General features: G+C 66.7%; 14 protein-coding genes. 7 read left to right on the forward strand and 7 right to left on the reverse strand.

Going from position 1 to position 18917, the window contains the following annotated elements; translation table 11 throughout:
* Window positions 1-133: 133 nt before the first annotated feature.
* On the reverse strand, window positions 134-1558 hold the full coding sequence (glnA, locus tag CGU34_RS02775) for a type I glutamate--ammonia ligase (RefSeq protein ID WP_100813165.1): 1425 nt from the start codon (window positions 1556-1558) through the stop codon (window positions 134-136).
* A gap of 134 nt (window positions 1559-1692) precedes the next feature.
* Between glnA and CGU34_RS02780 the strand changes: the two genes are divergently transcribed.
* Window positions 1693-2088 carry an RDD family protein gene (locus CGU34_RS02780; protein ID WP_232711495.1) on the forward strand — a complete coding sequence of 132 codons (396 nt, stop codon included), beginning with the start codon at window positions 1693-1695 and terminating at the stop codon, window positions 2086-2088.
* Window positions 2089-2101: 13 nt separating this feature from the next.
* Here CGU34_RS02780 and CGU34_RS02785 read toward each other — a convergent pair whose 3' ends face one another.
* Window positions 2102-2809 carry a DUF4191 domain-containing protein gene (locus CGU34_RS02785; RefSeq protein WP_100813167.1) on the reverse strand — a complete coding sequence of 236 codons (708 nt, stop codon included), beginning with the start codon at window positions 2807-2809 and terminating at the stop codon, window positions 2102-2104.
* 154 nt (window positions 2810-2963) lie between these two features.
* Here CGU34_RS02785 and CGU34_RS02790 point away from each other — a divergent pair, with 154 nt between their 5' ends.
* Window positions 2964-4268: a hypothetical protein gene (locus tag CGU34_RS02790; protein WP_100813168.1), complete on the forward strand. Its 1305-nt coding sequence runs from the start codon at window positions 2964-2966 to the stop codon at window positions 4266-4268.
* A gap of 65 nt (window positions 4269-4333) precedes the next feature.
* Here CGU34_RS02790 and sucB read toward each other — a convergent pair whose 3' ends face one another.
* From sucB to CGU34_RS02805, 3 genes are all read right to left on the reverse strand, one after another.
* A complete protein-coding gene (sucB, locus tag CGU34_RS02795; protein ID WP_100813169.1) occupies window positions 4334-6142 on the reverse strand; it encodes a 2-oxoglutarate dehydrogenase, E2 component, dihydrolipoamide succinyltransferase in 1809 nt (602 codons plus the stop codon).
* A 64-nt stretch (window positions 6143-6206) separates the two neighbouring features.
* Window positions 6207-7580 carry a dihydrolipoyl dehydrogenase gene (gene lpdA / locus CGU34_RS02800; protein WP_036295782.1) on the reverse strand — a complete coding sequence of 458 codons (1374 nt, stop codon included), beginning with the start codon at window positions 7578-7580 and terminating at the stop codon, window positions 6207-6209.
* Window positions 7580-9052: a leucyl aminopeptidase gene (locus CGU34_RS02805; protein WP_100813170.1), complete on the reverse strand. Its 1473-nt coding sequence runs from the start codon at window positions 9050-9052 to the stop codon at window positions 7580-7582. The genes lpdA and CGU34_RS02805 overlap by 1 nt, the downstream gene beginning before the upstream one ends.
* Before the next feature lie 122 nt (window positions 9053-9174).
* Between CGU34_RS02805 and CGU34_RS02810 the strand changes: the two genes are divergently transcribed.
* The 4 genes from CGU34_RS02810 to CGU34_RS02825 all read left to right on the forward strand — a co-directional run bounded on the left by CGU34_RS02810 (window position 9175) and on the right by CGU34_RS02825 (window position 13815).
* The gene (locus tag CGU34_RS02810) at window positions 9175-10104 is read left to right on the forward strand and encodes a proteasome assembly chaperone family protein (RefSeq protein ID WP_036295778.1); all 930 of its coding nucleotides are present in this window, start codon (window positions 9175-9177) and stop codon (window positions 10102-10104) included.
* 208 nt (window positions 10105-10312) lie between these two features.
* The gene (locus tag CGU34_RS02815; protein ID WP_100813171.1) at window positions 10313-11773 is read left to right on the forward strand and encodes an RNA polymerase sigma factor; all 1461 of its coding nucleotides are present in this window, start codon (window positions 10313-10315) and stop codon (window positions 11771-11773) included.
* 3 nt (window positions 11774-11776) lie between these two features.
* On the forward strand, window positions 11777-13060 hold the full coding sequence (locus tag CGU34_RS02820) for a Mur ligase family protein (protein WP_100813172.1): 1284 nt from the start codon (window positions 11777-11779) through the stop codon (window positions 13058-13060).
* Entirely contained in the window at window positions 13057-13815 is a 759-nt protein-coding gene (locus CGU34_RS02825; protein WP_100813173.1) for a hypothetical protein, read from the forward strand. Before CGU34_RS02820 ends, CGU34_RS02825 begins: the two co-directional genes overlap by 4 nt.
* A gap of 15 nt (window positions 13816-13830) precedes the next feature.
* Here CGU34_RS02825 and CGU34_RS02830 read toward each other — a convergent pair whose 3' ends face one another.
* Window positions 13831-14049 (reverse strand): DUF7455 domain-containing protein, encoded by a 219-nt coding sequence (locus tag CGU34_RS02830; protein WP_198517653.1) that lies wholly within the window; start codon window positions 14047-14049, stop codon window positions 13831-13833.
* Window positions 14050-14228: 179 nt separating this feature from the next.
* On the opposite strand from CGU34_RS02830, the gene CGU34_RS02835 reads away from it, so the two are divergent.
* Entirely contained in the window at window positions 14229-16319 is a 2091-nt protein-coding gene (locus CGU34_RS02835; protein ID WP_081766148.1) for a DNA gyrase/topoisomerase IV subunit B, read from the forward strand.
* A 119-nt stretch (window positions 16320-16438) separates the two neighbouring features.
* Here CGU34_RS02835 and CGU34_RS02840 read toward each other — a convergent pair whose 3' ends face one another.
* Window positions 16439-18868: a DNA gyrase/topoisomerase IV subunit A gene (locus tag CGU34_RS02840; RefSeq protein ID WP_036295772.1), complete on the reverse strand. Its 2430-nt coding sequence runs from the start codon at window positions 18866-18868 to the stop codon at window positions 16439-16441.
* Window positions 18869-18917 lie beyond the last annotated feature (49 nt).

The following is an 18917-nucleotide window of genomic DNA, read 5'->3' on the forward strand; positions in this document are numbered from 1 at the left end:
TGGGTGTACTCCGCTGTCGCAGATCGACATGTGCGGGCCGCGCGAGCATAGGTCTGCGACAGCGGAACATCGCCTTGACCATGCAAAGAGGGCCCCGGGATGATCCCGGGGCCCTCTTCGCGTCAGGTACCGATCACACGCCGAAGTACAGCTCGTACTCGAACGGGTGCGGGCGTGCCGCGATCGGCTTGATCTCGTTCTCGATCTTGTACTCGATCCAGGTCTCGATCAGCTCGGGCGTGAACACGCCACCCGCGAGCAGGAAGTCCTGGTCGGCGCGCAGCGCCTCGAGGGAGTCGAGCAGCGAGTTCGGAACCTGCGGGATGTTCTTCGCCTCCTCGGGGGGAAGCTCGTACAGGTCCTTGTCGACGGGCTCGTGCGGCTCGATGCGGTTCTTGATGCCGTCGAGGCCGGCCATCATCTGCGCCGCGAAGGCGAGATACGGGTTGCCCGAGGCATCCGGCGCGCGGAACTCGATGCGCTTGGCCTTGGGGTTCGATCCCGTGATGGGGATACGGATGGCGGCGGAGCGGTTACCGGCCGAGTAGACCAGGTTGACCGGGGCCTCGTAGCCCTTGACCAGACGCTTGTACGAGTTGATCGTCGGGTTGGTGAAGGCGAGTACGGCGGGCGCGTGCGCCAGCAGACCACCGATGTACCAACGGGCGATGTCGGACAGGCCGCCGTAGCCGTTCTCGTCGTAGAACAGGGGCTTGCCGTCGAGCCACAGCGACTGGTGCGTGTGCATGCCGGAGCCGTTGTCACCGAAGAGCGGCTTGGGCATGAAGGTCGCGACCTTGCCCCACTGCTCCGAGGTGTTCTTGACGATGTACTTGAACTTCAGGATGTCGTCCGCCGAGTGCACCATGGTGTCGAAGCGGTAGTTGATCTCCTGCTGACCGCCCGTACCGACCTCGTGGTGCGAGCGCTCGAGGATGAAACCGGCCTCGATCAGCTTCAGCGTGATGTCATCGCGCAGGTCGGCCGTCTTGTCGACGGGGCTGACCGGGAAGTAGCCACCCTTGTACGGGGTCTTGTTGGCGAGGTTGCCGCCCTCTTCGGCGCGACCGGTGTTCCAGGCGCCTTCCTCGGAGTCGACGCTGTAGAAGCTGGAGTTCTGCTTCACTTCGTAGCGCACGTCGTCGAAGATGTAGAACTCGGCCTCGGGGGCGAAGAACGCGGTGTCGGCGATGCCGGTCGAGGCGAGGTACTTCTCAGCCTTCTTGGCGACCTGACGCGGGTCCTTGTGGTAGATCTCGCCGGTGCGCGGGTTGTAGATGTCGAAGATCATGATGAGCGTCTTCGCCTCGCGGAACTGGTCGAGGTACGCCGTCGACACATCCGGAATCAGCTGCATGTCCGACTCGTGGATGTTCGCGAAGCCTCGGATGGAGGAGCCGTCGAACAGCTGGCCGACGGTGAAGAATTCCTCGTCGACCGTGGAAGCGGGGATGTTGAAGTGCTGCTGAACACCAGGAAGATCCGTGAACCGGATGTCGAGGAACTTGACGTCCTCGTCCTTGATGAACTTCAACACCTCGGATGAGTCTTTGAACATTCTGGCTCCAGAGGTAGGGCATTCGGGAACTGCCGCCCGCGATGCGGGCCTCCCTGAAAGGTATCGTCGGGGCATTGCCCGACAGTGACGCTATTGTTTCCGGCATGTTACGCGCGGCTGGATACGCTGGTCCGGTGACATCGAATGCACCCGACGCCTGTCCCGGTCAACGCCTCGGTTTGCCGCGGGATGGCGCGGGTTCCGTCGCCCGCGTCGGACGCCGTATCGGGGCCCTCGTGATCGACTACGGCGCCGCGTATCTGATTTCAGGTTTCTTCGCGTTCGACGCGCTGGCGATCTTGGCGATCTTCGGAGCGATCCAGATCGTCTTCCTGCCCACGCTGCAGGCGAGTCCCGGTCACCGAATCTTCGGCCTGCGGCTCGAAATGGTCGGCGGCGGATGGGTGGGGCTCTGGCGCCCGATCATCCGGACCGTGCTGCTGATCGTCGTCATCCCCGCCGTGATCTGGGACGCGGATCAGCGTGGCCTGCACGACAAGGCGGTCGGAACGATCCTCGTACGCCGCTAGGCGAGCGACGGGATCAGCGGGGACGCGGCGCGCGCACCTTCGTCGGGTCGATGCCCTTCGGGATCGGGAGCGATGCGAGCGACTGCGAGACCGAGTCCACGCGCTTCATGACGGCGACCATCGTCGCCTTGTCGAGCTTGCGGGGGAACGACTTGACCGTCTTGGCCAGGTCCTTGATCGGAACCTCACCCTTGCCATGACCGATGTAGATGACGTGCACGGGAACACCGTTCGCGACGCGGTTGACCTTCGAGCGCTCCTCATTCACGAGGCGCTGTAGGCGACCCTGTGAACCCTCGCCGATCACGACGACACCGCCGCGACCGATCGCGCGATAGACCGCATCCTGAGTCTTCGGGTTGACGCCCACGGGAGTCTCGGAAGCCGTCCAGCTGCGTCCGAGGAACGTGGTGATGACGTGGCCCACGGCGCCGGGCATCCCGTCGATCTGGTCGTACATCGCGCGGGTCGACAGGCGCGTCATCGTCATGAGCGATACGAGGATACCCGCGAGGAAGCCGGTGATGCCCCAGAGCAGGATGTTCCACCACTGCGGCTGGATCAGGAACGCGACCACGATGCCGAGCCCTGTCGTGACGATGAAGATCCCCGTGAGCAACCACGGGAGGAAGCCGAACGACCGACGTGTGAAGGTGTAGAGACTCTTGATCTGGGAGAAGAACCCGGGACGCTTCTCGGGTGCCGCGCTGCGTGCTGCCATACGTTCCAGCCTACTTCCCGAGAGCCCGGTGTTCCGCGCGGTGATTGGCTATCTTCCCCGCCGTCCGTCCTCCACAGTGTGGTCCCTCCTTCCGGTCACCACGGATCGGAAGATCGGACGGCCTGAGCACGTCCCGTCGGGCCAGCGTAGGAGGATGACCGAGCTGCCACCGATCGATGATCCGTTGACGGGGGCCGTCGTCCGGATGCGGCGCGTCACTCAGCCCGAATCTCCCTTCGGTGGGTGGTTGGCCCGGGTGGACGAGACCGTCGTCCAGCTCGTCGACACGGCCGACCTGCGTGGTTGGCCGGGATGGCGGGACCGGGGAGATCACGTGCTGGCCGTTCACGACGTCTCGCGGACGTCGTCAGGTCATGAGGCGGTACTGCCATGGTGCGTCGAGCGCGTCGACACGTTTCTTGCGCGGCGCGCCCAGGCCGGCGTGGATCTGGGGGCGGGTGAGGTCATCACGGTCGCTGTGAGTCTCATCCGCGGGTGCGACGCTGCACGGGGGGAAGAGCTCCGGGGGCACTGGTGGCTGACGCAGGACGGAACCCCGACGTTCGTATGCGCAGCGAGTGATGCGGGTGACCGCATCGGCGAGGCGGCGGGTTTGCTCGTCGACCGGCTGGCCGAGACGCCGATTGTCGACGGGTCATGGCGCCTACACGAGGTCGCCACCATGCTGCGGGATGGCCGGGCATCGGAAGAGGCCGAGGCGCACCTGTTCGCGATCGCTTCGCCCGAACCCCTCGTTCTCGCGCCGCTGACCCCACGTCGAGCGGCGGATGCGCGGCGGGCGGGCGTAGTCGACATCGTCGAGCCGGAACGACGGGATTCGTTCCTGGGCCGACTCGTCAGTCGGCACGTGGACTCCGGTGTCGGCGACATGGTTTCGGACGCGATGGAATCGGTGCGCAGGCGGGCAGGAAACGCGCGTCGCAGGATCGCCCGGCCCTGGTTGGTGGCGGCGGGCATCGCGGGCGTGATCGTCGTCGGGGGTCTGGCCTGGCCGACAGGCTCTGCTCCCGCCGCCAACGCCCGCCCCGCCGCATCCGAATCGCCGACGCCTTCCACTGCGGCGGCGGTACCGGCTGATGCGGACCCGGTCGCGCAAGAGGGCGGCGTCGAGACTGAGGGCGGGGACGAAACCGGGGATGCGGCGGCGCAGAGCGCTCCCGCGTCCGCCCTGCAGTCGGCGCTGGACGCACTAGCGGGCTGCATGGAAGTTCCTTGCAAGGCGAAGTACTTCGAGGAGTCTGCCGCCCGGGATATGCCGCCGGGCGCGGTCGACCTGCCCGCCGCGGAGCGAAAGGTCGAGCTGTTGGACGACCTCGGGGGAGTCGCGATCCTGAGCGTCAGTGGTGTGGATGGCACGGTGCCCGCGCAGCTCGTAGTGCTTGTGCGAACCGGTCAGTCGTGGGTGATCCGTGACGTGCGGGATGTCGAGGCGCCATGAACGCGAAACGCCCCGACATTACTGTCGGGGCGTTTCGGCGAGTGCCTACTCAGAGTCGGGCTCGATCAGATACCGAGGTCCGCCGCGAACTCCGCAGCTTCGAGGCGCGCCTTGACGGCACCGAGGAACCGAGCAGCGTCCGCACCGTCGATGATCCGGTGGTCGTACGACAGCGCGAGGTACACGACCGAGCGGACGCCGATCGCCTCGACACCATCGACCTTGACCACACCGGGGCGCTTGACGACGATTCCCGTGCCGAGGATCGCCGACTGAGGCAGGAACACCACGGGGGTGTCAAACAGGGCGCCGCGCGAACCGGTGTTCGTCAGCGTGAACGTTCCGCCTCCGAGCTCGTCCGGCTTCAGCTTGTTGTCGCGCGTGCGGGCGGCAAGATCGGCGATCTCGTGAGCGATCTCGGCGATGTTCTTCGACGCCGCATCACGCAGAACCGGCGTCAGCAGGCCCCGCTCGGTGTCGACCGCGATCGAGAGGTTTTCGGACGCCGGGTACACGATCGTGTCACCGTCGACCGTGGCGTTGACGATCGGGAACGCCCGCAGCGCTTCGGCCGCGGCCAGAGCGAAGAAGGGCAGGAACGACAACTTGTCCGACGTCTTCTTCTGGAAGTCGACCTTCACGCTGTCGCGGAAGCCCGCGAGCCTTGTGACATCGACCTCGACGACGGTCGTGAGCTGGGCCGTGGCCTGCATCGACGCGACGGCACGCTCGGCGAGGACCTTCCGCAGGCGCGACATCTTCTGAGTCGTGCCACGCAAGGGCGAGACCTCGAGAGCGGGCGCCTTCTCGGCAGCGGGCGCTGCGGGAGCGGCGCTGGCCGACTCGGCAGCCTTCAGGACATCCTCCTTGCGGATGCGCCCTCCGACACCCGTGCCGGTCACAGACGCGAGATCCACGCCCTGCTGCTGAGCGAGACGACGCACCAGAGGCGTGACGTACGTGCGGTCATCGGACGAGTCCGAAGATGTCGCCGGTGCCGCTGGCGCGCTCGGGGCGGGGGCCGAAGGTGCCGGAGCGGATGCTGCCGGAGCGGACGCTGCGGGAGCCGGAGCGGCAACAGCCGGAGCGGGCTCGGGTGCGGGTGCCTGCTCAGGAGTCTCGGATGCCGGGACATCCGCTTCGACGGGCTTCTCGGTGGAGGGCGCTTCGGGCTCGGTGACGGGCTCTGCGGCCGGAGCCGGTGCTGGCTCCGATGCTGCGGCGGGTGCCCCGCTACCGATCTTGGCGAGTACCGCACCGACCGCGATGGTCTCGTCCTCGGCGGCGACGATCTCCTGCAGAACCCCGGCAACGGGTGACGGGATCTCGGTGTCGACCTTGTCCGTCGAGATTTCGAGGAGCGGCTCGTCTACGGCGACGTCGTCGCCGACATTCTTGAGCCAGCGCGTAACGGTGCCCTCGGTGACCGACTCGCCGAGTTCGGGCAGAACGACGGACGTGCTCGAACCACTCGATGCACCAACCGCGGCGGGTTCGGCGGAGGCGTTACCGGCCGGTTCGGCCTCAGCGACGAGCTCGGGCTCTGCCGGTGCCTCGACGACCTTGTCCTCGGCCGGGGCCTGCGCCTCGGCGGGGGCGGATGCCTCGGGCGCTGCGTCGCCGGAGGGCTGGCCGCTGCCGTCGCCGATCTTGGCCAGCAGACCGCCGACCTCGACGGTCTCGTCCTCCTGCACCAGAATCTCTTCGAGAATTCCGCTCACGGGGGAGGGGATCTCGGTGTCAACCTTGTCGGTCGAGATTTCGAGCAAGCCCTCATCGGCCTTGACCTCGTCTCCCACCTGCTTCAGCCAGCGGGTGACCGTACCCTCGGTAACGCTCTCGCCGAGAGCGGGGAGGACGACGGATGTGCTCATGACGATGTCTCCTTAAGGACGAAACTGTCGTTGTCTAGCTTAGTGAAGCCGAGGACCGGCATTGCTAAAGCGCGTGCAAGGGTCGGCCCGCGAGCGCGAGGAACGCCTCGCCGAGTGCCTCGCTCTGGGTCGGGTGGGCGTGCAAATACGGGGCGATGTCGTCCGGGTGGGCTTCCCAGCCGACGATGAGCTGGGCCTCGGCGATCAACTCACCGACACGCGCGCCGATCAGGTGAACCCCGATCACGGGACCGTCGACGGCACGGACGACCCGAACCAGACCCCCGGTGCCGATGATCTCACTGCGCGCGTTGCCCGCCAGGTTGTAATCGAACGACGTGACCTTCTCGCTCCCGAGGTCGGCGACCGCCTCGGCGAGAGTCGAACCGACGGAGGCGACCTCGGGGTCGCTGTATGTGATGCGCGGGACTTGGCGCTCGGGCACCGCGGTCGCGGGCAGTCCCGCCATCCGCTCCGCCACGAAGATTCCCTGTGCAAAGCTGCGGTGTGCCAGCTGCAGGCCGCGCACGATGTCGCCCACCGCCCACACGCCGGGGACGGATGTCTGCAGGTCGTCGTTCACGACGACGAAACCGCCGTCGAGCGCGACACCCGCCTCTTCGAGACCGAGGCCCGCGGTGCTCGGTCCGCGACCGATCGCCACGAGCAGATAGTCGGCATCGAGCTGCGTGCCGTCCTCGAGCTGAACGACCACGGCGTCGTCGGTTTGTGTCGCGGACGCGAACCGGGACCCGAGACGCATCCCGATTCCCCGCTTGCGAAACGCCCGCTCGAGGGCCTTGCTCATGGCCTCGTCCTCCTGCGGGACGAGCCGGGGCAGGGCTTCGACGATCATCACGTCGACACCGAAGGAGCGCCACAGGCTGGCGAACTCAACGCCGATCACACCGCCGCCGAGGATCACGACGCGTCGCGGAATTTCGGGCAGCTCAAGAGCGTGTTCGCTCGTCAGGATCCGGCCGCCGGCCTCGAGCCCCGGGATCATCTTCGAATAGGAGCCCGTCGCGACGAGCACGTTCTTGCCGCGGTACACGTCCGCACCGACCCGCACCCCGCGGTCCGCTTGCAGGAAACCCTCGCCGTCGATCACGGTGATGCCGCGGGCCGAGATCAATCCCTTGAGCCCGGCGAACTTCTTGGCGACGATCTTTTCCCGGTACGCGCGGAGGCCGTGGGCGTCGATGCCCGTCAGCGTCGCGTCGACGCCGATCTCACTCGCGGACCGCACGGCGTCGGCGACTTCGGCGGCGTGCAGCAGCGCCTTGGTGGGGATGCAGCCGCGGTGCAGGCAGGTGCCACCGAGCTTGTCGCGTTCGACGATCGCGACCTTCGCGCCGAGTTCTGAGGCACGGATCGCCGCGGAGTAACCGCCGCTACCGCCCCCGAGGACAACCAGGTCGAAGACGTGTTCCGCCATTACTGGGCACCCCCTGAAACGAATTCGATCAGGGAACGGACGCTGGCTCCGGTGGGTCCCTTGTCGGTGGAACCGTAGGGGCCGCCCTTGTTCATGCCGACGCCCGCGATGTCCAGATGCACCCACGGGATGGTCGGCGCGTTCTCTTCGTCCGAGACCGGGCCGATGAAGTGCTGCAGGAACAACCCCGCAAAGAGTGATCCGCCCGCCGGGTCGCCGATCTTCGCGTTCACGAGGTCGGCGATGGGGGAGTCGAGGTCATCACGCATGTAGGCGGGCAAGGGCAGTTGCCAGGCGAGCTCGCCCGCTCGCTCCGCCGCGGCGAGGTACTCGGCGACGGGTGCGTCATCGCCCATCACCCCGGCGTAGCGCGTGCCCAGGGCGACGCTGATCGCGCCGGTGAGGGTCGCAACGTCGACGATCACGTCCGGGTGCTCACGGGATGCGGCGACGAGGCCGTCGGCCAGAACCAGGCGACCCTCGGCATCCGTATTCAGTACCTCGATCGTCGTTCCGTCGAGCGCTGTGAGGACGTCGCCGGGGCGTGTCGCGCGTCCCGAGGGCATGTTGTCCGCGATACAGAGATAACCCGTCACCCGGACCGGCAGCGCCAGCTCGGCGGCGGCGCGCACGACCGACAGCGCGACAGCGGCGCCGCACATGTCGTATTTCATGCCGACCATCGAGCCCGCCGGCTTGAGCGAGAGTCCGCCGGTGTCGAAGGTGATTCCCTTGCCGACGACGGCGATGTGGCGCGAGGATTCGGCGGGTGCGTAGTCCATGCGGACGAATCGCGGCGGACGGTCAGAACCAATACCCACACCGAGGATCGCGCCGAACCCCTCGGCCTCGAGTGCTGCCTCGTCGAGAACCGTGACCTCGACCGGTAGGTGGGCGACCTCTGCCACAGCACGTGCGGCAAGGGCGGCCGGGCCGAGCCGGTCGGCAGGAATCGCGACGAGTTCTTTGACGAGAGCGACCGCGTTGACGACCACCTGAGCGGCGTGCACGTCGTCGTCCGAAACTTCTTCTGTCGACACGACGATCACTCGGGCAGCACGACGCTTGCCGCCGTTCTTCTTATAGGTCGCGAAGGTGTATCCGCCGAGGCCCGCGCCCTCTGCAATGGCCCGCCAGGTGCGCTCCGGTGCGCCGGGCGCGTGCACGGCGACCGTTTCGATCTGACCGAGAGCGCGGATGCCTGAGCCCGCGGCATCCCGGTACGCACCGGCTTGCGCCGCTGAACCCACACCCGCAACGGCCACTGCACCGCCCGCGGCGCCGCCAAGCGGCACACGGGCGAAAGAGCCAGGAGCCCCCGAGAACTCGATCGCGCGCAGCGCGTCGGCAAGGCCTGGCCACGGGCTCAGGTCCGGGCCGTCGTCGGCGAGCGGCGGAAGCAAGAGGAGCGAGACGTCCGCATCGATGTCTGTCGCTGAGGCAGGGAGATACGAGATCTGCGGCGTCGGCATATGGACCATCCTAGGTCGGCGTCTGCGGCCCAGCCGCTGACCAACGCGGGGCGTCGCGGTGTTCGCTGTGAGCGCGACCGCTCAGCGCGGCCCGACCCTTCGGTGGCTCGTAGAGTGGACACATGCCCCCGTTCGGTCCTCTCTACGCGACGTCTCCTGACGCGCCCGAGGTGCCCCGCGGTCTGCCGCTGGTCATTGCTATGACGGGCTTCACGGATGCCGGGAGCGCCGTCGCCCAATCGATCGACGTCTTGCGCGACGGTGTCGACAACGTGCCCGTCGCGACGTTCTCGAATGATGCGCTGCTGGACTACCGGGCACGTCGCCCGGTGATCTCCTTTGACCAGGACCACCTCACGGACTACGTGCCGCCGCGCCTTGAACTGGCGCTCGCCCACGACCTCATCGGCCAACCCTTCTTGACGCTGACCGGGTACGAGCCGGACTTCGCGTGGGACGCGTTCACTCACGGCGTGGTCGAACTCGTCACCTCGCTCGGGGTGGAGTCCGTCACCTGGGTCCACGCGATCGCCATGCCGGTGCCGCATACCCGCCCGATCGGCACGACAGTCAGCGGCAACAGGGCCGACTTGATCTCGGCTCACTCGGTCTGGCAGCCGCACACTCAAGTGCCCGCGACCGTGGGGCACCTGCTCGAGATGCGTTTCGTAGAGCAGGGTGTGAACACCTCCAGCTTCGTGATGCTCGTGCCGCACTACTTGGCCGATGCGGAGTTCCCGGCGGCCGCCATCGCAGCACTCGAGAGCATCACACTCGGGAGTGGCATCGCGCTGCCTACGGAAGACCTGAGAGAAGAGAACCTGGGCTTTCTCGCCAAGGTCGACGAGCAGATCTCTGCCAACGATGAGCTGGCGACGATGCTCGAGAACCTCGAGTCGCGCTACGACCAGTACATGGCCGGCTCGCCGTTGCGTTCGTCGTCCCTGGGTGAATTCGATCTGCCGAGCGCGGACGAACTCGCGGCCGAGCTTGAGCGGTACCTGGCTTCGCGTCCCGCGGGCGATGACGAGAAGCACACCGGGCTGTCCTGATCTCGCCGCTCGGCACGCGCGGGCTCTGATCGGCGTACCGGGGAATGCGTGGGTGCGCTCCCGCGTTCACATGAGAGTGCCATTGGGTGGCTCGCATCGAGCGTGCGATGTGCCATAATGGACAATCGGACCCGTTGTCAACCGTGAGTGCCTCACTCAGGACTTGACAAGGGTCTTACTCGTGCCCGCAAACGACCGAGTGCATCAAATGTCTGAGACGAGATGCGCCGGTGAAAGGCGAATTGTGACACCTTCTCGCACCTCCACGAAGGATCCCGTCGAAGAGACGGAGACCACGGCGGTCAAGGCTGCTCCGCGCGCCCGCAAGGCTCCCGCAGCAAAGGCTGCGGCGACCAAGGCTCCTGCGAAGACCCCTGCTGCTAAGACTGCTGCCGCTAAGAGTGCTGCCGCTAAGCCCGCAGCGACGAAGTCGGCTGCAACCAAGGCTGCGCCGGCCAAGTCGGCGAAGGCCAAGGCATCGAAGGCCGTCGACGAGGACGCCATCGATGAGGACATCGAGCCCGACGAAGAGGTAGACGTCGAGGTGGATGTCGCGGACGACGACGAGGCAGTCACGACTCCGACTGCCAAGACCGAAGCATCCGATTCGACGGATGACTCCTCCGACGACGATGAGGACGAAGACGGCAATAAGAAGAAGCCGGTCTTCACCGAGCCCCTGCCCACGGGCGCGATCGTCATCTCGTCGAGCGACGAGGACGACGTTCCGGTCTACTCGGCTCAGATCACCGGCGCCACGGCAGATCCCGTCAAGGACTACCTGAAGCAGATCGGTAAGGTTCCGCTGCTGAACGCGGCCGAAGAGGTCGAGCTCGCGATGCGTATCGAGGCGGGCCTGTTCGCCGAAGAGAAGCTCTCGGCGCTCAGCGACACCGAAAAGCGGTCACAGCTCGGTCGCGACCTGACCTGGGTGGCGAAGGACGGCCAGCGGGCCAAGTCGCACCTGCTCGGCGCGAACCTCCGACTCGTCGTCTCGCTCGCGAAGCGCTACACCGGTCGTGGCATGCAGTTCCTGGACTTGATCCAGGAGGGCAACCTCGGTCTGATCCGCGCTGTCGAGAAGTTCGACTACACCAAGGGCTTCAAGTTCTCGACGTACGCCACCTGGTGGATTCGTCAGGCGATCACGCGTGCCATGGCCGACCAGGCCCGCACGATCCGTATCCCCGTCCACATGGTCGAGGTCATCAACAAGCTCGCCCGCGTGCAGCGCCAGATGCTGCAGGACCTGGGTCGCGAACCCACGCCCGAAGAGCTCAGCCGCGAACTCGACATGACCCCCGAGAAGGTCATCGAGGTCCAGAAGTACGGCCGCGAGCCGATCTCCCTCCACACGCCCCTGGGCGAGGACGGAGACAGCGAGTTCGGTGACCTCATCGAGGACACCGAGGCTGTCGTGCCGGCGGATGCCGTGGGCTTCACGATGCTGCAGCGTCAGCTCGAGTCGCTCCTGGACTCGCTCAGCGAGCGCGAGGCCGGCGTGATCCGCATGCGCTTCGGCCTGGGCGATGGCATGCCGAAGACGCTCGACCAGATCGGTGACACGTTCGGCGTGACGCGCGAGCGGATCCGTCAGATCGAGTCCAAGACCATGGCGAAGCTGCGGCACCCGTCGCGGTCGCAGTCGCTGCGGGACTACCTGGAGTAGGCCGTGCGCAGCGCGATCGGCGTCGCCGTGGGGCGGGCCGTGCAGTGGTTGCTGCGCGTTCGCGGGGGCAAGGGCAGCGGTGCCCCCGGCCTCGTGACGAACAGGATCGCTCCGGCCCTTCTGCCGCGAGTGCTGGCGTCTTTCCCCCAGGGGCTCGTCGTCGTGAGCGGGACCGCGGGCAAGTCGACCACCACGAAGATGGTCGCTGGCCTTCTGCGCGCGCACGGGATGCGGGTGTTCACGAACTCGTCGACCGCGAACCTGCCGCAGGGCATCACGTCGGCGGTACTCGATCAGGGCGACTGGTGGGGGCGTGTAGACGCCGACATCGCCGTGCTCGAGATGGACGAGGCGTTCGGTGCACTTATGTCGTCGACCTTCGAGGCCCGCGTGGTCACCCTGACGAACATCAACCTCGACGACATCGCTCGTTTCGAGTCATCCGACCGGGTCACACGTCTGCTCACGGCCATCGCGCTGCGGGCCCGTTCGGCCGTCGTCCTGAACGCGGACGACGCGTCGCTCGAGATCGTGGCAGCTTCGCTCACCGAGGCGGCGCCGGGAGTATCCATCCGGCGCTTCGGTGTGTCCGCAGACGTGATGGCGACGCATCCGCAGGGTCTGGGCTCGGTGCGCACTGCGAAGGAGCGTCTCGGCGAAGGACTCGGCACACGCGTCGAGACCGTATCCGGCCGTGACGCCGTGATCGACATCGGCGGATCCCGCCAGGAGGTCACCCTCCCGGCGCGAGGCGTTCATTTCGCCGTCGATGCGGCGGCCGCTTTCGAGACGGCGCGCGCGGTCATGGGCGACGCGTTCGATGCATCCCTCGCCGCTTCCACGCTGTCGACACTCGACCCGGTCTTCGGGCGCGGCGAGACGGTCGAGATCGCCGGACAGCAGATCGAGTGCGTCCTGGTCCAGAACACCGCGAGCTTTCAACTCAACATCGACGCGTTGCGGCCGGGACTCGAACGCGTGTTCGTCGGAATCGGCGACGAAGAAGAAGACACTTCCTGGTTGTGGACCGTGCGAACGCACGCGCTCGGCCGCGTCGATATCGTCGCCGGACCCAAGGCGGACGCCATGGCGAACCGGTTGGCCTACGACGGCGTGCCGTTCGACGCCGTCGACGTCGACCTCATCCGCGGGTTCGAGGCTTTTCTGGCGCTGCCGGCCCCGTCGGCGGGGGTCAAGACCGTGGTCTTCACCTCACGCAGCATGCGCAAGATCCGCGGCCACTACGGACTGACCTCCGAAGAGGTCAAGAAGGCGGGCATCCGATGAGTGACGTGCTCTCGATCGTTTCCCTCTTTCCCGAGCGACTCAACATCCACGGCGATGCCGAGAACGCCGACGTCCTTCGCGTTCGTGCTGGGTGGCGCGGGATCGAGGCGCGAGTCACGACGATCACCAGCGCCCAGGATGCCTCGGGTCTGCGTCCTGACGCGATCACCATCGGGGCGGGCTTCGATGCCGATGCGCCCGAGGTCCTCGCCGGGTTGCGCGAGATAGCGGACGAGCTGAACGCGTGGGTCGAGTCCGGAACCGTCCTGCTGGCGATCGGACTGGGCTGGGAGATGCTGTCGCGTTCGCTCGAGCTTGGCCGACCGGATCCGCTGTCGGGCATCGGTATCTTCACCGGTCGGAGCGTCGCGTCTGAGCGTCACGTCGGCCGGATCTCGGTCGACAGCGAATGGGGTGCGCTCACCGGCTACGAGTACCACCTGCGTGACTACGTGCTGGGCGAGGACGAACGCCCTCTCGGCACGGTGGCCTCCGGAACGGGAAATATCGGAACGGTCCAGAGCGGGGCTGCGCGTTTCGAGGGTGCCGTGCGGGGGACTGCCTACGGGACAGGCATCCGCGGTCCGGTCCTCGCGCGCAATCCCGTGTTCGCCGATCACTTGCTCGAGCTCGCGGCGGCCCATGCGGGCCTCGCGCTCGCGAACGGGGCTCCGGCGGGTCCGTTAACGACAGCGGACGACCACGCCGCCAAAGCGAACGTGATCGTCCGTCGTGCACTCGGCCTGTCGGCCTGAGCGCAAAAGAACTGTTTAGGCCTCGACCAGACGAGCCGTCTCGTCGTGCCATGAGGTCGCGATGCTACGGAGCTTGTCTTCGTACTTGCGTCCGTGGTGGGCGCAGAAGAGAAGCTCACTACCGTTGACCTCGGCGGCGATGTACGCCTGCGCTCCGCAGGAGTCGCAGCGGTCCGCGGCCGTCAGACGGTAGGCGATCGTGGCTTCTTCGGTGGGTGTCATGAGCGTGTTCATCGCAGTGCCTCCTCGTGATCGCCAATGTCTTGCAAGTCCTTCATACAACCACGGGTTTGTTACGGTGAGGGCCCGATTCGATGACATTTCGCTGACCGCGTACGGCGGCCCACGGACCCGGTATCGGTGCCCGTGTGTCGGCGGAGAAGGCGGCTTGCCCGCTTGTACGCTGGGAGATTGTGACGTCCGAGTATTCTGCGCATCATCTTCAAGTCCTCGAAGGGCTCGAAGCCGTGCGCAAACGGCCCGGCATGTACATCGGCTCGAACGGGTCGCCCGGGCTCATGCACTGCCTGTGGGAGATCATCGACAACGCGGTCGACGAGACCCTCGGCGGCAACGGCTCGAAGATCGATGTCGTGCTGCACGGTGACGGCAGCGTCGAGGTGCGCGACAAGGGTCGAGGCATCCCGGTCGACGTCGAGCCCCGCACCGGTCTGTCGGGTGTCGAGGTCGTCTTCACCAAGCTGCACGCCGGCGGCAAGTTCGGCGGCGGTTCGTATGCGGCGTCCGGCGGATTGCACGGTGTCGGCGCATCCGTCGTCAACGCCCTCTCCGAGCGTCTGGATGTCGAGGTCGATCGCGGCGGCAAGACCTGGGCGATGTCGTTCCACCGGGGTGAGCCCGGTCTGTTCGCAGACAAGGGAGAGCCGAGCCCGTCGGCCCCGTTCACGCCATTCGACGAGCGCAGCGAATTGCGGGTCGTCGGCAAGGCTCCCCGTGGAGTAACCGGCACACGCGTTCGTTACTGGGCCGACAAACAGATCTTCACGCCCGACGCGGCATTCCAGGTCGACGAACTCGCAACGCGCGCCCGTCAGACTGCGTTCCTGGTCCCGGGACTCGAGATTGCGGTACGCGACGAGCGTGCCGGTGTCGAGCCGACGGATGTCTCCTACCGCTTCGATGGCGGAATCTCCGAGTTCGTCGAGTTCCTCGCACCGGATGCTCCGATCACGGACACCTGGCGACTGACCGGCACCGGGACCTTCACCGAGACGGTGCCGGTGCTGCAGGCATCCGGAACCATGGTCGCGACCGAGGTCGAGCGCACCTGCTCCGTCGACATCGCGCTGCGCTGGGGGACCGGCTACGAGACCGTCACCCGCTCGTTCGTCAACATCATCGCCACGCCCAAGGGCGGCACGCACCAGCAGGGTTTCGAGCAAGAAATACTGAAGGTGATGCGTCAGCAGGTCGAGGCGAATGCGCGGCGCCTGAAGGTCGGAAACGACAAGCTCGACAAGGATGACGCTTTGGCGGGCATGACCGCCGTCCTGACGGTGAGCCTTCCCGAACCGCAGTTCGAAGGACAGACGAAGGAGGTCCTCGGGACCCCCGCCGTTCGGCAGATCGTCGCACAGGTCGTGCGGAAAGAGCTTGGCGCGCTGTTCTCGTCGACGAAGCGCGACGACAAGGCGCAGACGTCGCTGCTGCTCGACAAGGTCGTCTCGGAAATGAAGGCGCGTCTGTCCGCCCGTGCCCACAAAGAGACGCAGCGGCGCAAGAACGCTCTCGAGTCCTCATCACTGCCGGCCAAGCTCGTGGACTGCCGATCGAACGACGTCGCCCAGTCAGAGCTCTTCATCGTCGAGGGTGACTCCGCGCTCGGCACCGCCAAGCTCGCGCGCAACAGCGAGTTCCAGGCCCTGCTTCCCATTCGCGGCAAGATCCTCAACGTCCAGAAGGCATCGATCAGCGACATGCTGAGCAACGCCGAGTGCGCGTCGATCATTCAGGTGATCGGTGCGGGATCCGGACGCTCGTTCGACCTCTCGCAGGCGCGCTACGGCAAGGTCATCCTGATGAGCGACGCCGATGTTGATGGCGCGCACATCCGCACGCTGCTGCTCACGCTCTTCTTCCGTTACATGCGCCCGCTCATCGAGGACGGCCGTGTGTTCGCCGCCGTGCCGCCGCTGCACCGCGTGATCGTGAAGCATCCCGGTACCAAGCCGAACGAGATGATCTACACGTACAGCGAGACAGAGCTCAACGCCCTGCTCGCCAAGCTCTCGAAAGCCGGCCGCACCTGGCAGGAGCCGATCCAGCGCTACAAGGGCCTGGGTGAGATGGACGCCGACCAGCTCGCGACGACGACGATGGATCGCGGCGGCCGGATGCTTCGCCGCGTGCGGATCGAGGATGCCGAGGCCGCTGAATCGGCTGGGCGTACCTTCGAGCTGCTCATGGGCAACGAGGTCGCCCCGCGGCGCGAGTTCATCATCGACTCGTCCGCACGCCTCGAGCGCGACCGCATCGACGCCTGACCCTTCCCGGTCGTAGGGCCTGAGTTCGGTCACTGAGCCTGTCGAAGTGACCAGTTGTGCCCAGGGCGTTCCGGTGCGCCCTTCGACAGGCTCAGGGAGCGTGGTGTATTCCGCCGGGGCTAGAGGGCGCGGCCGACCGAGCCGACGGGCGCGTCAAGCGGCTGACCCGAGGCATCTCGCTTCGCCCCGGGCTCCGGGAGCGTACGAGCCGAGCCATCCGTCCCGACCGCGCGCAGGGGAGTGGCACCCACCCACGCGAGCGTGAGCTCGTCCTCGCCCTTCAGGAACGCGTGTGCGCGCACACCGCCGGTCGCGCGACCCTTCGCAGGGAACTCCGCGAACTCCGAAACCTTGGCGCGACCCGCGTCGGTCCCCGGGAGTGCCCCGGCCGTGCCCGAGACGGTGACGACGACGGCCTCCGGCTCTCCGACCGAACCGAAGAAGATCGCGTTGGCCGATCCGATGTTCATGCCCGCCATGCCGCCTGCCGAAGCGCCCTGTGGACGCACCGATGACGCCGCGAAACGCAGCAGGCGCGCATCGTCCGACACGAAGACGAGTTCGGATTCGTCGGGCGCGGATGCCGCCCCCACAACGCCATCGCCGGGCTTGAGCGCGATGATCTCGATCTCGGGCTTGGGCGGCAGCGCGGACGGGATGATCCGCTTCACGACGCCCTGCCTGGTGCCGATAGCGAGAGGTGTGTCGATGTCGAGGCGGGTGAGCATCACGACCCGCTCCGCCTTGTCTGTGAGACCGAGGTAGTCGCGCAGGGCCACCCCCGCGGCGAGCTGGACGGATGCCGGGGGCACCGAGGGCAGGTCGACCGGGCTGAATCGCAGCATCCGCCCGCGGTTCGTGATCGCCCCGAGTTCGCCCCGTACCGTCGTGCGCACGTCGGTCAGCAGCGCGTCGTGCTTGCTGCGCCGCGTCGGCGAGACGATCTCGGTGCCCTCGGACAGATCCACGCGCACGGCGCGGCCGGTCGTCGACAGGACGACGATCGTCGGCGCATCCACGATCTCGAGGATCGGCGCGTTGCGAGACGGACGCGCGACGGCGGGCGCGGCGTTCGTGAGGAGCGTCCGGCGCGGAGTGCCGAGCTTCTCGGCGATCGCGTCGAGTTCGGTGGCGACCTGCTTGCGCAGCAGGGCGTCGCTTCCGAGCAGCTCTTCCAGTTGCGCGATCTCGGCGAGCAGTTGGTCGCGCTCGGCCTCGAGTTCGATACGCGAGAACTTCGTCAGGCGGCGCAGGCGCAATTCGAGGATGTACTCGGCCTGGAGCTGACTGAGGTCGAACACCTCCATCAGCCGGGTGCGCGCCTGCTCGCCATCATCGGATGCCCGGATGACCTGGATGACCTCGTCGATGTCGAGGATCGCGATCAGCAAGCCGTCGACGAGGTGCAGACGCTCGCGGCGACGATCGAGTCGGTAGCGGCTGCGGCGGGTGACCACCGAGAGACGGTGGTCGACGTATACGCGCAACAACTCGCGAAGGCCCAGAGTGCGGGGCTGCCCCTCCACGAGGGCGACGTTGTTGATGCTGAACGAGTCCTCGAGCGGCGTCAGCCGGTACAGCTGATCGAGCACGGCCTGCGGGTCGAATCCGGTCTTGATGCCGATCACGAGGCGCGTGCCGTGTGTGCGGTCGGTCAGATCGGCGACGTCGCTGATGCCCTGCAGCTTCTTCGACTGAACAGCATCCTTGATCTTCTCGATCACGCGCTCGGGACCGACGAGGTAGGGCAGCTCCGTGACGACGATGCCCGTCTTGCGGGGACCGAGGCTCTCGATCGAGGTCTTGGCTCGGGTTTTGAACGATCCCCGGCCGGTCTCGTAGGCGTCACGGACGCCCTCGAGGCCGACGATGACACCACCGGATGGCAGATCCGGCCCGGGCACGTAGGCCATCAGGTCGTCGAGCGTCGCGTCGGGGTTCTCGAGCAGATGAATGGCCGCGCCGACGACCTCGATGAGGTTGTGCGGCGCCATGTTCGTGGCCATGCCGACGGCGATGCCGCTCGCGCCGTTGACCAAGAGGTTCGGGTACGCCGCGGGCAGAACCTCGGGCTGCTGGAACTGGTTGTCGTAGTTCGGGATGAAATCGACGACGTCTTCATCGAGGCCCTCGGCCATAGCGAGCGCCGCGGGTGCGAGGCGCGCCTCCGTGTACCGGGATGCCGCGGGCCCGTCATCGAGCGAGCCGAAGTTTCCGTGCCCGTCGACCATGGGCACGCGCTGCGAGAACGGTTGAGCGAGACGCACGAGAGCGTCGTAGATGGGCGCGTCGCCGTGGGGATGGAGCTTTCCCATGACTTCGCCGACGACGCGTGCGCTCTTGACATGTCCACGGTCGGGACGAAGCCCCATCTCGGACATCTGGTACACGATGCGGCGCTGGACCGGCTTCATGCCGTCGCGCGCGTCGGGCAGTGCCCGCGAGTAGATCACCGAATAGGCGTACTCGAGAAAAGATCCCTGCATTTCGCTGGAGACGTCGACATCTTCGATGCGCTCGGCAGGGGGCTCGGAAACAGGTGCGGGCATGGGGTCCTTCGGGCGAGAACGAGGGCCGTTGGCACGTGTGCGAGACTGG

Origin of the sequence: Microbacterium lacus (assembly GCF_002812805.1) — a bacterium.
GTDB classification, from domain to species: domain Bacteria; phylum Actinomycetota; class Actinomycetes; order Actinomycetales; family Microbacteriaceae; genus Microbacterium; species Microbacterium lacus_A.